Source organism: Paenibacillus tritici, assembly GCF_018207515.1.
GTDB classification, from domain to species: domain Bacteria; phylum Bacillota; class Bacilli; order Paenibacillales; family Paenibacillaceae; genus Paenibacillus_AQ; species Paenibacillus_AQ tritici.
In genome coordinates, this window is the sequence record NZ_CP073365.1 from 3,360,808 (window position 1) to 3,379,684 (window position 18,877).

At 56.1% G+C, this 18,877-nt stretch carries 17 protein-coding genes and 1 riboswitch; of the genes, 9 read left to right on the top strand and 8 right to left on the bottom strand.

Annotated features, from left to right (window positions below; all coding sequences use genetic code 11):
- Positions 1–37 precede the first annotated feature (37 nt).
- The 7 genes from KDC22_RS14140 (at position 38) to KDC22_RS14170 (ending at position 8,091) form a co-directional block, all read left to right on the top strand.
- Positions 38–1,141: an AAA family ATPase gene (locus KDC22_RS14140; protein ID WP_211723488.1), complete on the top strand. Its 1,104-nt coding sequence runs from the start codon at positions 38–40 to the stop codon at positions 1,139–1,141.
- A complete protein-coding gene (locus tag KDC22_RS14145) occupies positions 1,138–3,483 on the top strand; it encodes a DUF5682 family protein (protein WP_211723489.1) in 2,346 nt (781 codons plus the stop codon). Before KDC22_RS14140 ends, KDC22_RS14145 begins: the two co-directional genes overlap by 4 nt.
- On the top strand, positions 3,484–4,713 hold the full coding sequence (locus tag KDC22_RS14150; RefSeq protein ID WP_211723490.1) for a VWA domain-containing protein: 1,230 nt from the start codon (positions 3,484–3,486) through the stop codon (positions 4,711–4,713).
- Between the two features lie 122 nt (positions 4,714–4,835).
- Positions 4,836–5,921: an aspartate-semialdehyde dehydrogenase gene (gene asd / locus KDC22_RS14155; protein ID WP_211723491.1), complete on the top strand. Its 1,086-nt coding sequence runs from the start codon at positions 4,836–4,838 to the stop codon at positions 5,919–5,921.
- A gap of 145 nt (positions 5,922–6,066) precedes the next feature.
- Positions 6,067–6,252: a DUF3934 family protein gene (locus KDC22_RS14160; RefSeq protein ID WP_173127629.1), complete on the top strand. Its 186-nt coding sequence runs from the start codon at positions 6,067–6,069 to the stop codon at positions 6,250–6,252.
- A 114-nt stretch (positions 6,253–6,366) separates the two neighbouring features.
- Positions 6,367–7,062, top strand: coding sequence for a pseudouridine synthase (locus KDC22_RS14165; protein WP_173126539.1), 696 nt, complete (start codon positions 6,367–6,369; stop codon positions 7,060–7,062).
- Between the two features lie 93 nt (positions 7,063–7,155).
- Positions 7,156–8,091, top strand: a complete 936-nt coding sequence (locus KDC22_RS14170; protein ID WP_173126542.1) for a hypothetical protein — start codon at positions 7,156–7,158, stop codon at positions 8,089–8,091.
- An 81-nt stretch (positions 8,092–8,172) separates the two neighbouring features.
- Here KDC22_RS14170 and KDC22_RS14175 read toward each other — a convergent pair whose 3' ends face one another.
- The gene (locus KDC22_RS14175; protein WP_246553565.1) at positions 8,173–10,005 is read right to left on the bottom strand and encodes an ABC transporter ATP-binding protein; all 1,833 of its coding nucleotides are present in this window, start codon (positions 10,003–10,005) and stop codon (positions 8,173–8,175) included.
- A 182-nt stretch (positions 10,006–10,187) separates the two neighbouring features.
- Between KDC22_RS14175 and KDC22_RS14180 the strand changes: the two genes are divergently transcribed.
- Entirely contained in the window at positions 10,188–10,751 is a 564-nt protein-coding gene (locus KDC22_RS14180; protein WP_211723492.1) for a GNAT family N-acetyltransferase, read from the top strand.
- Between the two features lie 604 nt (positions 10,752–11,355).
- A complete protein-coding gene (locus KDC22_RS14185; RefSeq protein WP_246553567.1) occupies positions 11,356–12,693 on the top strand; it encodes an IS110 family RNA-guided transposase in 1,338 nt (445 codons plus the stop codon).
- A 207-nt stretch (positions 12,694–12,900) separates the two neighbouring features.
- Here the strand turns inward: KDC22_RS14185 and thiE are convergent, their stop codons facing one another.
- The 7 genes from thiE to KDC22_RS14220 all read right to left on the bottom strand — a co-directional run bounded on the left by thiE (position 12,901) and on the right by KDC22_RS14220 (position 18,833).
- Entirely contained in the window at positions 12,901–13,566 is a 666-nt protein-coding gene (gene thiE, locus KDC22_RS14190) for a thiamine phosphate synthase (protein ID WP_211723493.1), read from the bottom strand.
- Positions 13,563–14,390 carry a bifunctional hydroxymethylpyrimidine kinase/phosphomethylpyrimidine kinase gene (gene thiD, locus KDC22_RS14195; RefSeq protein WP_211723494.1) on the bottom strand — a complete coding sequence of 276 codons (828 nt, stop codon included), beginning with the start codon at positions 14,388–14,390 and terminating at the stop codon, positions 13,563–13,565. Before thiD ends, thiE begins: the two co-directional genes overlap by 4 nt.
- 45 nt (positions 14,391–14,435) lie before the next feature.
- Positions 14,436–15,239 (bottom strand): hydroxyethylthiazole kinase, encoded by an 804-nt coding sequence (gene thiM, locus KDC22_RS14200; RefSeq protein ID WP_211723495.1) that lies wholly within the window; start codon positions 15,237–15,239, stop codon positions 14,436–14,438.
- 24 nt (positions 15,240–15,263) lie between these two features.
- Positions 15,264–16,346, bottom strand: coding sequence for an ABC transporter substrate-binding protein (locus KDC22_RS14205; RefSeq protein ID WP_211723496.1), 1,083 nt, complete (start codon positions 16,344–16,346; stop codon positions 15,264–15,266).
- Complete coding sequence (locus KDC22_RS14210) at positions 16,343–17,119, bottom strand: ABC transporter permease (RefSeq protein WP_211723497.1); 777 nt, start codon at positions 17,117–17,119, stop codon at positions 16,343–16,345. The genes KDC22_RS14205 and KDC22_RS14210 overlap by 4 nt, the downstream gene beginning before the upstream one ends.
- On the bottom strand, positions 17,100–17,870 hold the full coding sequence (locus tag KDC22_RS14215) for an ABC transporter ATP-binding protein (RefSeq protein WP_211723498.1): 771 nt from the start codon (positions 17,868–17,870) through the stop codon (positions 17,100–17,102). The genes KDC22_RS14210 and KDC22_RS14215 overlap by 20 nt, the downstream gene beginning before the upstream one ends.
- A gap of 133 nt (positions 17,871–18,003) precedes the next feature.
- Positions 18,004–18,106: riboswitch (TPP riboswitch) on the bottom strand.
- A 70-nt stretch (positions 18,107–18,176) separates the two neighbouring features.
- Positions 18,177–18,833 (bottom strand): TetR/AcrR family transcriptional regulator, encoded by a 657-nt coding sequence (locus KDC22_RS14220; protein ID WP_211723499.1) that lies wholly within the window; start codon positions 18,831–18,833, stop codon positions 18,177–18,179.
- Between the last annotated feature and the right edge of the window lie 44 nt (positions 18,834–18,877).

Below are 18,877 nucleotides of genomic sequence, written 5' to 3' on the forward strand. Positions count from 1 at the left end.
AATAATCGGTTTCATCTAAGGATAAGGAGAGGTGTACATGTCAACAGAACAAGAACAGCTCCAGGATTACATGCGTCTGCCGGCCGAGGTCCTGTACCGGGATGAGCTGGAAGCCTTGCGCAAGGAGGATACCGGGCGTATTCCTGCCGGATGGCAGATGTCCCCGCGCTCCGTGCTGACCTTCATCGCAGGCGGGATGGCGGGCAAGACGGTCATTACCCCGAAATATATCGGCAATACCCGGCTGATCGAGATGGCGGTCGCTACGCTGGTCACTGACCGGGCACTGCTCCTGATCGGGGAGCCGGGGACGGCGAAATCCTGGCTGTCCGAGAATCTGGCGGCGGCTATCTACGGCAACTCGGGCATGGTTGTGCAGGGAACAGCGGGAACGAGCGAAGAGCATGTACGCTATTCCTGGAACTATGCCATGCTCCTGGCGAACGGTCCAACGCCGGAGGCGCTGGTGAAGAGCCCTATTATGCGGGCGATGGAGGACGGCGGCATTGCCCGGTTTGAAGAAATCTCCCGCTGTGCCTCCGAGGTGCAGGATGCGCTGATCTCGATTCTGTCGGAGAAGACGATCTCTGTGCCGGAGCTGGGCAAGGAGACCAGTGCCCGCAAAGGCTTCTCGATTATTGCCACTGCCAATACGCGGGACCGCGGGGTCAATGAGATGTCCGCTGCTCTGAAGCGGCGGTTCAACATCATCGTGCTGCCTGCACCCTCCGATCTGGAGACCGAGCTGTCAATTGTGAAGAAGCGTGTTGCTGAGATTGCCTCATCATATGAGCTGCAGGCTGCGGTTCCGGCGGATGAAGCCCTGCTGAAAGTAGTGACGATCTTCCGCGAGCTTCGCAGCGGCATGACTCTTGACAAGAAGGAGAAGGTCAAGACTCCAGCCGGTGTCATCTCCACGGCAGAGGCGATCTCTCTGCTTACGAACAGTATGGCCCTGGCCGCCAGCTTCGGCAGCGGAGAATTGACCGACGGGGATCTGGCTGCTGGACTTCAGGGGGCCATCGTTAAGGATGACGATAAGGATAAGCTGGTCTGGAAGGAATATCTGGATAATGTAATGAAGAAAAAAGGAGCGGACTGGCGCGGACTCTATCATGCCTGCAAGGAGATGAACGAGTGAGTGGGGCAACGGTTGCCGGCGTTCATATATTCGGGGTCAGGCATCTGTCTCCGGGCGGTGCCAGGCATGTGCTGGAATACCTGAACGAACTGCAGCCGACCGCCGTGCTGATTGAAGGACCCGGCGATGCAAGTGCAGAGATCCGTCATCTGACCCATGCCGTAACGAAACCGCCGGTAGCGATACTGGCCTTCACCGAAGATCTGCCTGTACGGACTGTACTCTGGCCGTTCGCCGTCTATTCCCCGGAATATCAGGGAATGAAATGGGCGCAGGAGCATGGGGCGGAGGCGGAATTCATAGATCTGCCTTCCTCTGTAACCCTGGGCTTACAGGACGCCTTACGGCAGGAAACCGGCGGCCGCCCAGAGCTGAAGCCTGTGGCTGATGAGCAAGGCGAACCGGCGGAGGAGGATGTGCAGGAGCCCGAGTCCGTCTATAGCCGGATTGCCCGGCTTGCCGGTGAGCATGACTATGATATGTACTGGGAACGCAACTACGAGCATAACGCCAGCAGCGGAGCCTACCGTGCCGCTATTCTGGCATTCTCTGCTCACATGCGCGAGCTGTCGGAGTCCAAAGAGCGCTCGGAGCAGCCGCGTGAATATGCCTACAATGCCCTGCGTGAATCCTATATGCGGCGGCAGATTCAGCGGAAGATTGAGGAGGGCCATCAGCCGGAGAAGATTGTCGTGATCTGCGGCGCTTATCATGCCGCTGCGCTGGCCGATCTCACGGATGTGATGAGCGATGCGGAGCTGGCGTCACTGCCCTCACGCGCCACCAAGCTGACGCTGATGCCTTATTCCTATTATAAGCTCTCCACCATGTCCGGCTACGGCGCAGGCAACGCCGCTCCGCATTACTTCCAGATGATGTGGGAGCTGATGGCATCGGGGCGTGCAGAAGAGCTGCCCCATCTCTATCTGTCCTCCGTCGCCCGCCAGGTACGCGGCTCCGGGACACACCGCTCCACCGCCGAAGTGATTGAGGCGGTGAGACTGGCCGAATCACTGGCCGCGCTGCACGGCGGAAGCGCACCTACGCTGCGCGATCTGCGCGATGCTGCGCAGACCTTGCTCGGGCACGGTGATCTGGCTGTTATCGCCGATTCGCTGGCACGGATCGATGTGGGTACGAACATCGGGAGCCTGGCCGATGGCGTCAGTCAGACGCCGATTCAGGATGACCTGAACCGGCTGCTGAAGCGCTACAAGCTGGAGAAGTACAAATCGACGGTAGCGAGCGACCTGGCTCTGGACCTGCGTGAGAACCGCCGGGTGACGAGCAGCGAAGCGGCTTACCTGGATCTGCACCGCTCCGTGCTGTTCCACCGGCTGGAGCTGCTGGGCATCCACTTCGCCCGGAAGGTGCCGAGCAGCCAGTCCGGGGCGACCTGGGCGGAGCACTGGAGGGTCCAGTGGTCGCCGGAGGTGGAGATAGAGGTCGTGGAGTCTACCCTGCTGGGGGAGACGATTGAGGTAGCCGCAGCTTATGTGCTGCGGGAGAAGCTGCTGGAATGCCGTACGATTACCGAGGCCTCGGCACTGATCGTCACCGCCTGTGAATGCGCCATGACCGCACAGATGGAAGAGAGCAGCCGGGTGCTGCAGAGTCTTGCCGTGGACAGCCGGGATGTGGTCTCTATTGCGGTAGCGGCAAGGGAGCTGGCCAAGATTATCGGCTATGGGGATATCCGCAAGGTGGATACGGCTCCGTTCATACCGCTGCTGGAAGAGCTGTTCCGCCGGGGCTGCCTGTTCCTGCTGGATGCCAGCGGCTGCAATGATGAAGCGGCTGCGCTAATGATCAGCGCGATGAACGACTTGAATACAATCTCACTGGAGCATAGTGAGATTGCAGACACGGCCCTGTGGCTGCAGGAGCTGCTGCAGCTGGCTCAGCGGGATGACCGCAACCCGCGGCTGTCGGGCTTCGCCTGTGCGATCCTGATGGAGCGGGCGGCGATTCCTGCCGGGGAGGTCGCGGCTGAGGTGTCGCGCCGCTTGTCTCCCGGTATACCGGCAGATCTGGGGGCAGGCTGGTTCGAAGGCCTGTCCATGCGCAACCGCTACGGGCTGTTATCCCGGATGAGCCTGTGGGAGCAGTTGAACGATTATATCAATGCCTTGGAGGATGAGGAATTCAAGCGTGCCCTGGTCTTTTTGCGCCGGGCGTTCAGCACCTTTTCCCCGCGCGAGAAGACGATGATCTCGGAGCTGCTGGGTGAGCTGTGGGGCGTGAACACAGAGCAGGCGGCCGAGATTCTGACAGGTGAACTGAAGGAGGAGGAAGCCAAGATGCTGGATGATCTGAATGATTTTGACTTCGGTGATCTGTAGATGGGGGACGAGAAGCTGAAGGATGATAACCAGGACGCAGCCGTTACACGCTGGCGGCTGATTCTGGGGCAGGAGGCTGAAGCGGCCTTGCCCGGCTATGGGCAAGGCGGAGGCCGGACGCTGAGCGAGGAAGAGCTGATTATGGATGCGGCGCTGGCGGCTATCTATAATGAGACCGGCTCAGGCAATGCTGGCGGGAATTCCGGTTCCGGCTCGAAGGGGAGAGGGGCGGGCTCCGGACATGCTGCGATTAATCTGTCCAAGTGGCTCGGCGATGTGCGTAACTTCTTCCCGGAGGACGTCGTCTCTGTCATTCAGAACGACGCGATGGAGCGCAGAGGCTGGAAGCAGCTGCTCTTCGAGCCGGAGCTGCTGGCGGCGGTGAAGCCGGATATCCAGCTCGTGGGTACCCTGCTGGCACTCAAGGGCAAAATCCCGGAGAAAACAAAAGAAACGGCAAGAATGCTCGTCCAGGCTCTCGTAGATGAGCTGGTCAAGCTGCTGGAGACCGATATCCGCCGTGCAGTGACCGGAGCGCTCAACAAACGGCAGCATTCCCCGCTGCCGTCGCTCAGCGGGCTGGACTGGAAGCGGACGATCGAGCGTAACCTGAAGCATTACGATGCGGAGCGGCGGATCATTATCCCCGAGCGCTTCTTCTATTTCGACCGCGCCCGCCGCAGCAAGGAATGGACCGTGATCGTAGACATTGACCAGAGCGGCTCGATGGCCAGCTCCGTGATCTGGGCTTCGGTGATCGGCTCGATCTTCGCCAGTATTCCGGCGCTGGACACGCGGGTCGTGGCGTTTGACACCGAGGTGGTGGATCTGACGGAGCAATGCGCGAATGATCCTGTAGATATGCTCTTTGGCATTCAGCTTGGCGGCGGTACGGATATCCATAAGTCCGTGAAATACTGCGAGCAGTTCATCGAAGAGCCGAAGAAGACACTGTTCATCATCGTATCGGACCTGTATGAGAACGGCAATCAGGCCGGACTGGTCCGGCGGATGCGCGAGCTGCGGGAATCCGGCGTGCGGACCATGACGCTGCTGGCCTTGTCGGATGAAGGCAAACCGTCCTACGATGAACGGCTGGCCGCCCAGCTCACCCGGGATGGAACCCCTTGCTTCGCCTGCACTCCGGCCCTGCTGCCTGTCCTGGTGGAGGGTGCGCTGAAGGGCCAGGATCTGGGAGAGCTGGCCAAACGGCTGGGAACGGCCCGATAATTTTATCGTACAGGAAACACTTACTTTATAATCACATATTGTGTAACATGCAACTATCATTTATAATCGGTTATTAAAAAGCACCTTTCGCTAGGCGCTGCTTGAAAGGAAATGAATTTCTTATGTCAAGGAAGCTCAGAGCAGGTATTGTTGGCGGTACCGGTATGGTCGGCCAGCGTTTCATTGCACTTCTTGAGAATCATCCGTGGTTTCAGGTAACGGCTATTGCAGCTAGCGCCAATTCGGCAGGCAAGTCCTATGAGGAGTCTGTCCAGGGCAGATGGAAGCTGTCCACACCTATGCCCGAGGCGGTCAAAGGGATCATGGTTCAGGACGCCTCCAAGGTGGAGGAAGTGTCTGCGGAGGTGGATCTGATTTTCTGCGCCGTAGATATGAAGAAAGAGGAGATCAAGGCGCTCGAAGAAGCCTATGCACGCACCGGAACTCCGGTCATTTCCAATAACTCGGCGCACCGCTGGACTCCCGATGTTCCGATGGTGATTCCTGAGATCAACCCGGAGCATCTTGAGGTGATTGCCCAGCAGCGCAAACGTCTGGGTACAGAGACCGGATTCATCGCCGTGAAACCTAACTGTTCCATTCAGAGCTATATGCCGACCCTGCATGCGCTTCATGGTTTCAAGCCGTCCAAGGTAGTTGTAACCACTTATCAGGCCATTTCAGGTGCAGGCAAAACCTTCACGGACTGGCCGGATATGGTCGATAACGTGATTCCTTACATCGGCGGCGAAGAAGAGAAGAGCGAGCAGGAGCCGCTGCGGATCTGGGGGAAGGTAACCAGTGAAGGAATTGTCAAAAGTGAGCAGCCAGTTATCACAACACAGTGTATCCGTGTGCCTGTGGCTGACGGCCACATGGCGGCTGTATTCGCCTCCTTCGAGCAGAAGCCATCCAGAGAAGAGATTCTGGAACGCTGGAACAGCTTCCAGGGGCGTCCGCAGCAGCTTGGACTGCCAAGCGCGCCTAAGCAGTTCATCACTTATTTTGAAGAAGAGAACCGTCCGCAGACCCGCCTGGACCGCGATATTGAGAATGGCATGGGGATCTCTGCAGGACGTCTGCGCGAAGATTCACTGTACGATTACAAATTCGTCAGCCTGTCCCACAACACGGTAAGAGGGGCTGCCGGCGGTGCGGTGCTGATCGCTGAACTGCTTAAGGCCGAAGGATATATTCAGCCCAAATAAGCAGTTGTCCCCGTTGATGGATTCCCTGTATACAGCCTGCCGGATGTTCTCCGTGCAGGCTGTTTGCAGTTTTACCTGACATTACCCTCGAAATAATGGTAAGATAGAGAAATGATTGACGATAACTGAATACTGACGGAGTGATATTGTGGCAAAAAGCAAAGGCGGCGGCACAGGCAGAGGAACAGGCAGCAAGGGCTGGACCCGCTGGAACAAGACGGCGAAGCCCGTGAAGCCGGCAAAAAGCGGACCTCCCGGAAGCCCCGGCACCAAAGGAGCCAAGCCTGTCAAGGGCAACAGCGGCAGCAGCAAAACCGGAGGCAGTAAATAAGGCGGCATGTGACCATAAAGGAGTTCAAAATATAGGGTTATATGTTTGGGCAACATCTGATTTGTATGTGAATCAGGTGTTCTTTAATATGTAGGGCATGAAAGCGGGTACTTCATGAGAATTGACAAGTATATAAGTGAGACAGGGGTCTATCCGCGCAGAGAGACCGGCCGGCTGCTTGCAGCGGGCCGGATCACCATTAACGGGCAGGCCTGTGCACCCGGGGCAATCGTTGAGCCGGGGGATACTGTGGCTGTGGATGGGATCATACTAACTCCTGACCGGGGGGAGCGGGTCTATCTGGCGCTTAATAAGCCGGTAGGCATCACCTGTACAGCGGCCCGGGAGGTGGAAGGGAACATTGTGGATTATGTCAATTATCCCTCCCGGATCTTTGCCGTCGGCAGATTGGACAAGCACTCGGAAGGACTGATTCTCATGACCAATGACGGGTCGATTGTGAACCGGATGATGCGCTCCGAGCATAGTCATGAGAAGGAGTATACGGTTACGGTGGACAAGCAGATTACGGAAGGTTTTTTAGAGGAGATGTCAGCAGGGGTAGATATTCTGGAGACCCGGACCAGGCCCTGCCTCACCCGCCGGATCTCGGAGCATGAGTTCTCCATCATTCTGACCCAGGGACTGAACCTGCAGATCCGCCGCATGTGCAAAGCGCTGGGCTACCGCGTACTTCGGCTGGAGCGTGTACGGATTATGCATCTCACCCTCACAGGGCTGGAACGGGGACAATGGAGGCGGCTGACCCTGGAAGAAGTGGCTGAGCTTCATGCAAGACTGGAGGAATAACCTGAACGTACACAACTGGATATAGGCTTCCGAAGCTGGTTTTTTGCGAAGTACGCTCAGAAGTCATCTTATCCTGACTATTAGGAGGTTCACATGCGAATTATAAGCTTATTGATAGCATTAGCAATAATAGCGGGTTGCTCAGGCACAGGAGGCAGCGGATCAGCCGATCCCGCAGCGGCGCCGCACTCGTCTTCAGTAGCAGACCCGTCAGCAGCTAAGGAGAAGCTGGAGGAAGACATGGCTGCCGCGGCGCTCGCGGAGGTGTCGCCTGAAATAGCGGATCAATACTCAGGTTACGTACATATGGATGCGGTTCAATTGAACGGGCAAATCTTTCAGGTCTATTACTGGAACAAGGGAGATTTCAAGTATACGCAGTTTGCGATTGTCAAAGAGGGGAAGATGGTCTTTGACAGCAAGCAGGCCGGACTGACCCTGGAAGGCGGGGACATTTGGAATGAGGAAGAGGAGCTCTGGGCGGAAGCGGTGGTGCAGAATAACCGGAACACGTTCCTGTTCACTCTGACGGACAACCGTCCCGAATTCGCCTCCATTGTGGTCGAGGAGATCGACGGAGAGATGCAGGTCACCGTGAATGATGACTTCAGCGTGAACTATGAGGATGTAGATCAGGACGGGAGCGAGGATCTGCTGGCCAGCCCGTATTCGGGCCAATCCCCGCTGGGTCCGGCGCTGATGGGGATCTATCAATTGAATGGGAGTAACTATGTACCCGACAAGCTTCTCACCCGGCAGTATGCGCAGGATCAGCTGCAGTTAAGCGAGCAGGAGTACAAAAATGATCCTTCAGAGCAGACGTTAGAGCAGCTATTGAATGCTTACCTGGTTCTCGGACAGCGCAGTGTTGCGCTGAGCCGGTTCGCTGAGTTCTATGAATGGGCAGGCCAGTTTGCCGGGGATGGCGGATATGTGGACGAATATAACGGGCTGTTGCGGCAGACAGAAACCGCTGAACAAATCAGCGGCTGGATGGACAAGCTTCAGCCGCTGCGGACGAAGAGATAATTCGCACGAGGCTCGTCAACTCAACAAGGGATTCCCGGGAGCAGCGGCTCACTCCGGGAACCCCTTTTTGCTATATATAAGTCAAAATTCGGATTCTCTGGCCTGAAACTGCTTATTGTACAAATCCCTGTATAGCCCGTCCTGTGCCAGCAGGGTATCATGTTGCCCGGACTCTGCGATCATGCCGTCCTGAACAACCAGAATAGTATCGGCAGCGCGGATGGTGGAGAGACGGTGGGCGATGACAATACTGGTCTTCCCCCGCAGCAGCTCGTGCATGGCCTGCTGGATATAGTACTCCGATACTGTGTCCAGCGAGGAAGTGGCTTCATCCATGATGATTACCGGCGGATTCTTGAGCAGCACACGCGCAATGGAGATCCGCTGCTTCTCACCGCCCGACAGCTTAATTCCGCGGTTGCCGACCACCGTGCCGTAGCCTTCGGGCAGCTTCATAATGAAATCATGAATATAGGCGGCTTCGCAGGCGGCAATCAGCTCGGCTTCCGTGGCTCCGGCGTTTGCGTAGAGCAAATTCTCCCGGATCGTTCCGTTGAACAGGTAGGTGTCCTGGGTGACGAGGCCGATCTGCGAGCGGAGCGAATGCAGCGTGAATTCACGGATATCCTTGCCTCCTATACGGATGACGCCTGCCTGAAGCTCATAGAGCCGGGGGATGAGGTTGGTAATGGTGGTTTTGCCTGCTCCGCTGGGTCCCACGAGGGCGGTCAGTGATCCGGCAGCCGCCGTGAACGAAATCCCCCTCAGCGCCGGTTTGTCCGGGTGGTAGGAGAAGTCTACCTGCTCGAAGACGATATCTTCACCGTCTGCGCTCTCTGGCAGAGCCAGTGGAGTATCCACAATCAGCGGGTCCATATCGAAATAGTCAAAAATCCGTTCAAACAGCGCCACCGAACGGTTTACATCCACATAGAGATTGGTCATCTGCATGACAGGACTATATAGTCTGCCGAGCAGGGCCACAAAGGTGATGATCGCCCCGACCGTCAGCTCTCCCTGGATAAATAAATAGCCCCCGTACAGATAAATCAGCATCGGTCCGATACTGGTGAAGGTGGTGAGGACCAGCATGAACCAGCGTCCGGCCATGGATTCCCGGATTTGCAGCCGCGTTGCCTGGGCATTTACTGTTTTGAAGCCGGCCAGCTCAGTGTCTTCCCTGGTGAACAGCTTCATGAGCATATATCCGCTGAGACTGAGTGTTTCCTCGATGATCTGATTTTGCTCCGAGATTTTCTCCTGGGTTTCCTTGGCCAGCTTCCAGCGCAGATTTCCCATTTTGCGGGTTGGCATAATGAATAGAGGGACGACGAGAATGCCGAGCAGCGCCAGCTTCCAGTTCATAATGAACAGGGTTGCCGCTGTGGAGATGAGAATGAACAGGTTGCTCGCAAAATTGACAATGGTGCTGTTGAACACGCCCTGAATTCCGGCGATATCACTGGTCATCCGGGTAATAACTTCCCCTTGCTTGACGCCTGAGAAGAACTGCAGCGGCATCCCCTGCAGATGGCGGTACATCTGGTTTTTCATATCATGGACAATATTTTGGGAGATAAAAGAGTTCAAATAATTCTGCAGCACCCCCAGCAGGCCGGATACTACCGTTGTAGCCAGTGAGGCAGCAACAAGCAGGACAAGCAGCTGCAGATTCTTCCCGGGGAGCGCCCGGTCAATGATCTGCTGAATCAGGAGGGGAGGAAGCAGTCCCAGTACTGCGGAAATGCACAGCACGAGCATTACCAGCACGGTCTGCTTCCAGTAGGGCAGGAAATATTTAACGATACGGAGCAGCAGAGCTTTGGACAGATTGGGCTTCGCCTCATCGTCGTTGAACTTTAGCTTGCCGAACCCGGACCCTCCGGGTCCCATGGGTCTGATACCTCTGGACAATGTATAATCACCAGCTTTATGTATTTTGAAGGATTCCTGGCCGGAGCAAAGTTCCAGCCTGAATCAGACAGGGGAATTATACCCCTGGATTTTCCAAATGTAAATGCTAAGCTGGATAAGCAAGTGTAAGCTGAAATGCGTGAGGCTAACTAGGCCAGCCAAAGATTCAGGAGGAGAAAAAAATGATTATTAAGGCACAAACCTATGAAATCAAGGGATTAAGCTATATTATCAGGTCCGCAGTGGCGCAGGATGCTGAACAGTTGTCAGCTCTCAGGCTGCAGGTCGACGGGGAGACCGAGAATTTGGACCGGGTACAGGGTGAGGGATGGATGGGCCCGGCAGAGTTCTCAGCGCTTATAGCGGCGGATACCGTTAGCAGCAGGAACCTGTTCCTGGTGGCTGACGTTCAGGGCAGGCTGGCGGGATTCGCCAGATGTCAAGGGAATGAACTTAGCAGACTGGCGCACCAGGCTGAATTTGGTGTGGGCGTGCTTCAGGAGTTCTGGGGCTACGGGATGGGCCGGAGCCTGCTTGCGCAGGCAGCCAGTTGGGCAGACGCAATAGGCCTTGAGAAGCTGAGCCTGAAGGTACTGGAGACCAATGACAAGGCAATCAAGCTGTACGGGAGGCTGGGCTTCGAGGTCGAAGGAGTCCTGCGCAGAGACAAGCGTTTGGCCAACGGACAATTCTATAATACGATCGTTATGGGAAGGCTGCGCCGGGACAGAGCAGGGGATTCCTGATCTCGGCGGCAAAGGGGGAATGTATGAGAAAAACCGAACACAATGGGCGTGCGCGGGGTGCATGGACCGAATGTATGCGAAAACAAACATGTCTTTCAAGTCACAACTCCAGCATGAAAATGAGCAGCGCGCCTAAAAACAGAACGTCGTCTGTTCATCTCTTAACAAATATTAACGGAAAACCGAACACAATTAGACCGGGTGGGTAGCGTAAGCCGAATGTAATCGGAAAACCGAACACAATTGGACCGGGTGCGCCGCGTAGGCCGAATTGTAAACGGAAAACCGAACATAATTGGACTGGGGGCACCGCGTAAGCCGAATGTAATCGAAAAACAGGCATGACAAGGCAGAGGCCTTGTCACCCCCAGGAATGAAAATAAGTGGGTGGCATCCGTCGCATCCATTCTAAAAGATGCTGTAGTCGTCAACACTACATATACAAATCAAAGGGCGGACGCGGTTACTGGGATACACCCCGTGCGAAAAACCGTTCTATTGCGCTTTTCGAGCATCGCCTATTGTAACCCCCCAAAAAGTACGTGTATTAAATTACACTCACTCGAGCGCATGATTTGTAAGCTGACGATGGAGGATGATTGGAATGGATGCTGTACGTATGTGTTGCGCCGGTCTAGACGTACACCAGGAAACCGTTGTGGCCTGCGTGTTGAAAGGACCGATCGAACAGAAACCACAATGTCACCTGAAAACCTTTGGGACGACAACCCGAGAATTGCTAGGCCTGCAAGATTGGCTGAGTGAACACGGGTGCCGGGAGGTGGTGATGGAGAGTACCGGCGTGTTTTGGAAACCGGTATGGAACATCTTAGAGGGCAGTTGTGATCTTGTCTTGGCCAACGCCCAGCGGGTAAAGAATATGCCGGGTCGAAAAAGTGACATGCAAGATGCGCGCTGGTTAGCGCAATTGCACCGTTGCGGGCTCATTGAAGGCAGTATGGTGCCAGAACAGGACATCCGGGATTTGCGAGATTTGACCCGTTACCGGAGTAAGATGGTGCAGGCGGTGACGGCGGAGAAAAACCGCATCCACAAAATCCTGCAGGATGCCAACATCAAGCTAACCACCTTTATGTCCGATCTATATGGGGTTTCGGGACGGGGCCTGCTCCAGAAGATCATGGACGGCGAGGTCGTAGACGAAGTGACCGTTAAAAACCTGGTCAAAACCCGTTTAAAAAAGAAAGTTCCGCAGCTACTAGACGCGCTCAATGGCAAGTTGCGCCGTCATCATCGGGAGATGATTCGAGACCACTGGGACCACTTGGTCTATTTGGAGAAACGGATCACGGAACTGGAAGCTCGAATCGAGGCGAAGGCAGAACCCTACCTGGAGAGGATTGAACAAATGGACTCCATTCCAGGAATTGAGCGGACATCTGCCGTGACCATCTTTGCAGAAGTGGGGCCGCATGTCGCGGAAATGTTCCCGAGTGATGCGCAGTTTGCTTCATGGGCGGGGGTGTGTCCGGGTAACAACGAAAGCGCAGGAAAGCGAAAAAAGTCAAAAACGATGCAAGGGAACAAGCATCTGAAAGGGGCCTTGTGCCAGGCGGCTTGGGCGAACTCTCGCTCATCGAACCGGATCGGCCAATTCTTTCGACGAATTCGTAAGAGACGGGGAGATAAAAAAGCAAACGTCGCCACCGCACATTTGCTGATTCGAATCCTCCATGCCCTGATGCGGGAGAAAAGGTCATACCAAGAAATAGACGTCTCACTAGGCGATGAGACGTCCAAGAAAAACCCGTTGGATCGGTACGTGCAATATATCCAGCAGTTAGGATATAGCGTGCAATTAAATCCTATCCAATGTCTCCCCTTTTTCAAAAAAAACGAAACGTTATTTTGGGGCGGTGGGTCTTTTTTTGTCAAAATCCAGTCTGCGGCGCATTTTCCGATACTTTTATTTTCGTATTAAACCGAACACAATTGGACTGGGAGCGCCTCGTGGCCGTGCGTTTATCGCAGGTTGTGCCAGAAGTATTTTCACAGAAAAACCAAACACAATGGCCGTACGCCATGGTTAACGCTCTATGTCGCCCCAAAAGCAGGCGGATGGAGTGAGACGTTTGCCTATGCGTGGCATGAAGCATCCGCATCATTCCATCCACAGCTTTGTTCGTAATTATGGAGAAGGAGCAGTGACTAACTGCGCGAATCTCCGCGTGGTCCCCCTGATATCTTCTGCTCCGGCAATGGCCGAGATCACGGAGATACCGTCTGCTCCCGCCTGGATCACTGGCGGGGCATTCTCCAGGGTGATTCCGCCGATTCCCACGAGGGGGATGGTAAGCCCGCTGTGCCTTAGCTCTTCAATAACAGCCGTTCCCCGGACAGCTTGGGCATCGGCTTTGGACGTTGTGGGATAGACGGGACCGACCCCGAGATAATCTGCCCCGTCCGCAATGGCCTGCCGTGCTTCCGTCAGGTTATGGGCGGATACCCCGATGATCTTATGCTCGCCAAGCCGCTGACGGATCAAGCGGGCCGGAAGATCATCCTGGCCGACATGAATCCCGTCCGCATCAAGCGCGGCAGCAAGCTCCAGATCATCATTTACGATGAACGGGATGCCGTAATTCCGGCAGGTTTCCCTGAGCTGCCCTCCAAGCTTGAGCAGGGCGGCACCCGTTAGCGCGGCGGGACCCTTTTCCCGAAATTGGAACAGAGTGATTCCCCCGTCCGCAGCAGCCGATAAGGTGTCAGCCGGTGAGAGCTTGCAGTTCACGCTGCCCATTATGAAGTACAGCTTCAGAAGTCTGCGCATGTCCTCGCTGTTGATCCGTTTCATAGCAGTTCCCCCTTGGATCTCATCCGGTTCTGGTAAGCAAAATGATTGGTCGGCCCCTGCCCGGCCCCAATATTCAGACTGTCCTCGATAGCGGCCTGAATGAAGGCCTTGGCGGTACGGACCGCTTCCGGCATGGAGCGGCCGAGCGCCAGACCCGCCGTCACCGCTGCCGAGAAGGTACAGCCGGTTCCATGCGTATGTCTGGTCTCAATCCGCGGACTGGACATATATTGAAATTCCCGTCCGTCATAGAGCAGATCCACAGCCTCATCGCCTTCCGGGTCATGTCCCCCCTTCAAGACAATATACTGCGCTCCCATCTGATGGAGGAGCCTTGCGGCTTGTTCTCTGTCCTGCCGTCCGTGAATCTTCATGCCTGTAAGCATCTCTGCTTCAGGAAGATTGGGGGTGATGGCGAGTGCCAGAGGAAGCAGGTCTGTAATCAGCGCCTGCACCGCTTCCTGCAATAGCAATTGGGAGCCGCCCTTGGCGACCATGACCGGGTCGATGACCAGCCGCTGCTGCCAGCCGTATTGCTTCACTTTGACGGCAACTATGCGGATAATGTCACTGCTGAACAGCATCCCCGTCTTGATGGCGTCCGGCGGTAAATCACTTCCGATGGAATCGAGCTGGGCTACGACTGTCTCCGGCTCCATGGGATAGACCCCTTGAACACCGAGCGTGTTCTGTGCGGTGAGCGCAGTAAGGGCGGACATGCCATATACCCCCAGCTCCTGGAAGGTTTTCAAGTCTGCCTGAATGCCGGCCCCTCCGCCACTGTCGGAGCCGGCAATGGTTAACGCTTTGCGTATGCTAGTCATCGTGTAATCTCCTTCTGTAATATGCGGTCTAGGATATTGTGCGGTCTAGGATTCGAGCAGCTTCAGCCGGGACCGGCTGCTGTATAGCTCCGGAGTCACCAGGGCCAATTGATTGAGGAACTCTATCTGGAAGCTGCCGGGCCCTTGGTCTTCTGCCGCTTCAGCAGCAAGCTCGGCTGCCACGCCATAGAAGGAGAGGGCTTCGGCAGCCGCCTCCAGCACATCGCCGCCCCCGCCGCTGGCCGCAAGAAATGCGCCTACGACAGCACTGAGCAGACAGCCGGTTCCGGTGACCCGGGTCAGGATGGGGTGGCCGTTGCTGGCGATATAGGTCCGCTTGCCGTCGGTAATGATATCTTCCTTGCCGGTGATGATGACCACACAGTTCAGCTTCCGCGCAGCCTTGTTCGCCAGGGCGATTACATCGCCTTCGCCTGCCCCGGCATCCACGCCTTTGCTCGCCCAGCGCTCGCCGGCGACATTAGCAACCTCAGCTACATTGCCGCGCAGAGCGGTAAGCTGAAGCTCCCCGAGCAGCTTGGCGGTAACCTCCGTGCGGTAGGCGGTGGCGCCTGCCCCGACGGGATCAAGTACCAACGGAACGCCCTGCCGGTTCGCGGCCTGCCCGGCTTTGAGCATGGAAGCGATGGCGGCTTCATTCAGCGTGCCGATGTTCAGCACGACAGCCCCGGACATGGCGGCGACATCGGCAACTTCTTCCAGCGCATCGGCCATAAACGGGGAGGCCCCGAGCGCAAGCAGCCCGTTTGCGGTGAAGTTGGCGACTACGATATTCGTGATATTATGCACCAGCGGATTCGCCTGGCGCACCTTGGATAGATAAGACATATGAATTCCTCCTGAGGGTATAATCTAGAAATTAATAAAAGCGTTCTTAATATCCACTTCCTGCGCCAGCAGTCCGTTCTCGCCCAGCCACTGGTTTACTTTCTCCCATGTAGCCCCATCCTGATAGCCGAAGGGCTGAGAGCCGGCATCCATCAGCGGCAGCAGGATCTTCAGACTGCGCTGTTCAATCGCTTCATCCAGCGGAGCGGTATCCTCCTGATGCTCCAGCAGAAGCTTCAGCGCTTCATCCGGGTTCCCGGCTACGAACTGCTGGCCTTGTCGTATGGCTTCCACGAATTTTTGGTAATACCCCTGCGAATCCTGAAGTCCCTGTTCACTGGCGACCAGCACCAGCTCATAATAATCGGGAACCCCGTATTCCACAGGATTGAAGGAGCGTACCGGATGGCCTTCCTGCTCCAGAAGGAGCTGCTCATGGTTGATGAAGCCGCCCATTATGGCATCCACACGGCCCGTGGAGAGCGCGGGAATCAGCTCGAAGCCAACGTCGATCAGCTTCAGGGATGAGGCGTCCCCGCCGTCACTTGTCACCATGGCTTTCAGCATGGCTTCATACAGCGGAACAGAGGAATATCCGGCTTGCTTGCCTGACAGCTCTCCCGGACGGGTAATTCCGCTGTCAGCGGCTACCATAAGATGATTCAGCGGATGCCGCACCAGGGCGGCAATGGATTTGACCGGAATGTTCTCTCCCCGTGCCATCAGCACCTGAGGCTGATAGCTGAGCGCGAGGTCCACCTTCCCGGCAGCGACAAGCTTCAGCGCATCATTGGTATCGGCAGGCATCTGAATCTCCACCTCAAGACCTTGTTCAGCGAAATATCCTTTAGCCTGAGCTGCGTATAAAAAGGAGTGGACAGCGTTCGGATACCAGTCGAGCATAATCGTCAGCTTATGGGCTGGACCGTCAGCACCCGCTTCGGAGGTCGCAGTTGTTGCAGCCGTGGAGCCGGAAGTCCCCGGACTGTTGCTGTTGGCGCAGCCTGCCAGGACCGGCAGGGTACAGAGCACAAGAGCGGACAGCAGCAGCTTGGCCGGCCTTGAAATGCTATTGTACAGATTACGTGCATAGCGGATAGTAGTCATGAATAACGTCCTCTTTTCTTCAGAATAATCTTCTCCAGCCCGGCGACAGATAGAAACAATAAGATACCGAGTGCGGACAACAAGACAACAGCGGCAAACATCTTGGCGCTCTGCAGATTCCCGGCCATTCTGCGGCTGAAGTAGCCCAGCCCCTGGCTGCCCCCGAGCCATTCTCCGATCGTTGCACCGATGACACAGTATACAACCGACAGCTTCAGTCCGGAGAAAAAAGAGGGCAGGGCCAGCGGAACGCCAACCTTCCTGAGGATCTGCCAGCGGTTCGCGCCGAATGTCAGCAGCAGCTCCCGGTAGCCGTCTGTGTTCTTGGACAACCCGTCATAGGTGCCGATGACCACCGGAAAGAATGCGGTCAGGAAAACAACAGCCACCTTGCTCCATAAGGTGTAGCCGAACCACATAATGAACAGGGGCGAGAGGGCGATTAGCGGTATCGTCTGGCTGATAACCAGGAGCGGGTACAGCGCCTTGGCCAGCGGCCTAAACAGATGCATCCCCGTCCCCAGCAGGCTTCCGCAGCCTACGGACAGGGCGAAGCCTGTGAGCACCTCCAGTAGTGTCGCAGGCAGATGCACTCCGAAGAGCAGGCTGCGTTCTTCAATCAAGGCCATCCAGACCGCAGACGGAGCAGGAAGAATGAATGGAGGAATCAGGCCAAGGCGCGCTACAGTCTCCCAGACCGCCAGGGTCAGCACCGCCAGCAGGGCAGACGGGCCGTAATCCTGCATCAGCCGTCTAGGTGAGACGGTTATCATATAACTTCAGCTCCAATTCCTGACGCAGGGCAGCAAACTGCGGTTCATAGTTCAGACTGTGGTGCCGGGGACGAGGGAGTCTGGAAGTGAACTCCTGTATCCCGCCGCCCTGACTGCCGGTCATCAGATAGATTCTGTCACTGAGCAGCAGTGCCTCCTCCAGGTCATGGGTGATGAACAGCACAGTCTTGTCCAGCTCCGACCATAACTCCAGCAGCCAGATCTGAAGCGCCCGCTTCGTAATGGCATCCAGCGCTCCGAACGGCTCGTCGAGCAGCAGAAGTTCATTGCCCGCAGCGACCGTGCGGAGGACGGCCACCCGCTGGCGCATCCCGCCGGACAGCTCATGCGGATAAGCACCTTCGGTCTCGGTGAGACCGAAGCGGTCCAGCAGGGTGCGGATCTGCGTAACGGCGTCCGCTTTGGGGACGCTGCGCTTCAGTTCCCAGGGCAGCAGACAATTATCCAGCACGGTTCTCCAGGGCAGCAGGAGATCCTGCTGCGGCATATAGGCGACACGGCCCAGCCTCTGGGCCGCTGATGTTGACTCAACCCCGTTCAGCGTAAGGCTGCCGCTGGCAGGCTCAAGCAGGCCGGCGATAATTTTGAACAACGTGCTTTTGCCGCATCCGCTGGCACCGACGACAGAGATGAATTCCCCCCGGCGAACATTCATGGACAGCTCCGAGAATACCGGTGCACGGGACGATCCGGACCCGAAGGCGTAGGACAGATTCGTAAGGTTAATCATAAGACTATGTTGGAAGCCTCCTCCGGGATCAATTAACAGCCGTACGAACATCAAAAAGCCCCATTCATTTCCCGGAGGAGATGAATGGGGCGGAAGGTACAGTCAGCTGCGGCCTATGACGCGGAAGCCACTGATACAATCTGCTCCACTTCCCTCCGCTGGTATGATCCAGATCAGGTTCCAAGGGTCCGGAGCTTAAGCTCCGTCTCAGTCGGCCGACTCCCCTAGTGAAATAACAGGTGCTATTGAATTCGTAATTGCTACTTAATATACCATAAATTCCTCTCTTGTAAAGAGCAGGCTGTTCTAGCGTCTGGAGAGGCCTGTCACGAACAAAGCCACGATTCCGCGGGAGATTTCCAGCTTGGAGGAATGGTTACGCTTCTGTTCATATAAGTACAGATCGGGGCTGAGTATTGAGATTAATGCGGTAGCTGCGAAGCCCGGATCTATATCAATAATCTCTCCATTGTCTGCAGCCCGCTGCAGCAGCTCAGTCATCATCACTCCCAGCCGCTGAAAAAAAGGATGCTCAAACTGGGTAAGCTGCTTCTTGCCGGTGAACTCGGCTTTGATCATATTCAGCAGCTCGGCATACTGCTCTATGAAATCGGCAATCTGCTCAATGCTGCTCTGCAGCCGGGCCAGGGCCGGAGCTTCACCGGCGCCGGCAGCGACCTGCTGCTCCAGACCGGAGAGGAACTGGTCCGCGCTGCCCTTCAGCAGAGCAGAACAGATCTCACCTTTGTCCGTGAAGCGGCGGTACAGCGAGCCTTGCCCTATCCCCGCCCGCTTCGCAATGCTGTACATGTTCACCGCCTCCAGGCCGCTCTCGGTGAACAACTGGCGGGCGGCTTCGAGAATCCGCTGCACATAAGGATCGGCGGACACGGGCGGAGCGGATTCTACGGCTTGCGGAGCTGACGGCGGGAGCTGTGCAGCATCGGTGTCTGGCTTTTTCATGAGATCCCCTTTCAGAAACAGATCAGCGATTTACAGAAAAACAA